Annotated in this window: 1 protein-coding gene; it reads right to left on the reverse strand. The window is 65.9% G+C overall.

All coding sequences use genetic code 11. From position 1 onward, the window contains the following. A partial coding sequence (locus tag MnOB_RS28380) for an electron transfer flavoprotein subunit alpha/FixB family protein (protein WP_199824615.1) occupies nt 1-390 on the reverse strand: 390 nt, incomplete at both ends.

Below are 390 nucleotides of genomic sequence, written 5' to 3' on the forward strand. Positions count from 1 at the left end.
TCGGCGCCTCTTCGTCCTTGTTGATCGCGACGATCACCTTGGAGTCCTTCATGCCGGCCAGGTGCTGGATGGCACCGGAGATGCCCACGGCGATGTACAGCTGCGGGGCAACGATCTTGCCGGTCTGACCGACCTGCATGTCGTTCGGCACGAAACCGGCGTCGACGGCGGCACGGGAAGCACCCACGGCAGCACCCAGCTTGTCGGCCAGGGCGTAGAGGTGCTTGAAGTTGTCGCCGTTCTGCATGCCGCGGCCGCCGGAGACGACGATCTTGGCAGCGGTCAGTTCCGGACGATCGGACTTGGCCAGCTCTTCACCGACGAAGGCGGACTTGCCGGCGTCGGACACGGTGCCGACCGCTTCAACAGCAGCGGAACCGCCTTCGGCGG

The sequence above is a fragment of the Metapseudomonas resinovorans genome, assembly GCF_002003485.1.
Taxonomy (GTDB): Bacteria; Pseudomonadota; Gammaproteobacteria; order Pseudomonadales; family Pseudomonadaceae; genus Metapseudomonas; species Metapseudomonas resinovorans_D.